The organism is Chrysiogenia bacterium (genome assembly GCA_020434085.1).
In the GTDB taxonomy this organism is placed as follows: domain Bacteria; phylum JAGRBM01; class JAGRBM01; order JAGRBM01; family JAGRBM01; genus JAGRBM01.
Window position 1 is genome coordinate 1 of record JAGRBM010000558.1, and the last position, 2,190, is coordinate 2,190.

Annotated in this window: 3 protein-coding genes; all 3 read left to right on the top strand. The window is 61.3% G+C overall.

The features are described 5' to 3' along the window. The coding region (gene rho, locus KDH09_18450) for a transcription termination factor Rho (GenBank protein MCB0221684.1) at positions 1–498 on the top strand (498 nt) is incomplete at its 5' end. Positions 499–718: 220 nt separating this feature from the next. Then, entirely contained in the window at positions 719–1,477 is a 759-nt protein-coding gene (locus KDH09_18455) for an SDR family NAD(P)-dependent oxidoreductase (protein MCB0221685.1), read from the top strand. Positions 1,478–1,705: 228 nt separating this feature from the next. Then, a complete protein-coding gene (locus KDH09_18460) occupies positions 1,706–2,095 on the top strand; it encodes an MAPEG family protein (protein ID MCB0221686.1) in 390 nt (129 codons plus the stop codon). Positions 2,096–2,190 lie beyond the last annotated feature (95 nt).

Below are 2,190 nucleotides of genomic sequence, written 5' to 3' on the forward strand. Positions count from 1 at the left end.
GTCGAGCACAAGAAGGACGTCGTCATCCTGCTCGACTCGATCACCCGCCTGGCACGCGCCTACAACACGGTGGTTCCGCCCTCGGGCAAGATCCTCTCGGGCGGCGTGGACTCCAACGCCCTGCACAAGCCCAAGCGCTTCTTCGGCGCCGCGCGCAACATCGAAGAGGGCGGCAGCCTCACCATCATCGCCACCGCCTTGATCGACACCGGCAGCCGCATGGACGAAGTCATCTTCGAAGAGTTCAAGGGCACCGGTAACATGGAAATCGTGCTGGACCGCAAACTCGCCGACAAGCGCATCTTCCCGGCCATCGACATCAACAAGTCGGGCACCCGCAAGGAAGAACTGCTCATCGACGAGAACGACCTGCACCGCATCTGGATTCTGCGAAAGATTCTCTCGCCTCTGAACCAGATCGACGCGATGGAGTTTCTCAGCGGAAAGATGCTGGGAACCAATTCCAACAAGGATTTCATGAACTCCATGAACAAGTAACAAAAAGAGGCCGCGAAAGCGGCCTCTTTTTTATGAACTGTTTTCTTTCAAGATGGGATCGCAGTCGTGGACGTGGACGTGCACGTGCACGTGAACGATGGGGCAGGACAAAGCAGCGCTTCAGATCGAGCACGATCACGAGCACGTCCACGATCACGAATGCAGTGGCCATTCCAAGTTCAACAGCTTGCGGAAGCGAGCTTCACAGGGGGAACGAATCATGTCCGGCAAAATCGCATTCATCACCGGCGCCTCGAGCGGAATCGGCGCGGACATCGCACGGGAGCTGGCCGGGCGCGGCTGGCGGGTAGGGCTCCTTGCCCGGCGCGAGAGTGAGCTCAAGGAACTGGCCGCGCAGATCGAGGCCGCCGGCGGGCAGGCCCTGGCGCTGCCCGGTGACGTAACCAGGCAGGAAGACCTCGACGCCGCGGCGCAGAAGATCGCCGCCCACTGGGGCCCGGTGGACCTGCTTGTCGCCAACGCCGGCGTGAGCGCGAGCATCAAGCCTACCGAACGCGCGGGCAAGGTGGCCGAGCGCTGCATCAACGTGAACGTGCTGGGAGTCATTCACTCGGTCGACGCCGTCATCGAGTCCATGGCAGGGCGCGGCAGCGGCCACATCGTGGCGGTCGCGTCGCTTGCCGGGTGGAAGGGCTTGCCGGGCGAGGGCGTCTACAGCGCCAGCAAGGCCGCCGTGATTACCTACATGGAGAGCATGCGGATCAGCCTCAAGAAAAAAGGCATCCGCGTGAGCACCGTGAATCCCGGGTTTGTCGACACGCCGCTGACCGAAAAAGTGAAGTCGCCCATGCCCTTCAAATGGGACGCCGAAAAGGCGGCCAGATTCATCGTCGACGGCATCGAAGCCGGCCGCTCGGAGATCAACTTCCCGCTACCCCTGGTCGGCGCGCTGAAATTCGCCCGGCTGCTCCCCAACTTCGCCTACGACGCGGTGATGAGCCGCTTCGGGGGATTCTGATTATCAACCGCAGATAAACGCGGATAAACGCAGATAGAGAAGCAAGCAAGTTAACAGGATGGACAGGATATTCAGGATTTCAGAGTCTGATCCTGCGAATCCTGTAAATCCTGTTTAATTCTCTCTTGCCTTGATCCGCGTTCATCTGCGGTCAATTCTCTTCGCTTCCGAAAGATCCGTGTTCAAGCGAGCCCATCTGTGGTTAGAATTCCCCGATCGGGGGAAATCATGAACCTGCTCGGCACGATCCACTACAGCGCGCTTTTTGCCGCCGCGTACCTCGTCTTCCTTGTGCTGCTGGCCGCCAATGTCTCGCGGCTACGCATCCAGCACAAGGTCTCGCTGGGCGAGGGTGGCAATCGCGACCTGCGCCACGCCATCCGCGCCCACGCCAACAGCGTCGAGCACGGCGCGCCCTTCATGGCGGCCCTGCTGGTAGCCGATCTCGTGAAAGTTTCCGACCCCTGGATTCTCTGGCTGGGCGTAGCCTTCGGCGCCGCGCGCGTCCTGCACGCCGCCGGCATGTTCGACGTGGGCTTCAACTTCCGCCGCGTCGGCGCGGGCCTGACGCTGGTGGTGGAGCTTGCGCTGGCGGAGGTGATTGTTGGAGGGGTGTAGGAGAATGCTCGCTCGTCTGAGCTTGCTGGTTGCTCTCTGCCTGACGCTTGCCGGAATCTCGCCGGTAGCCGCAGGCACCCTCAAGCAGGAACAAC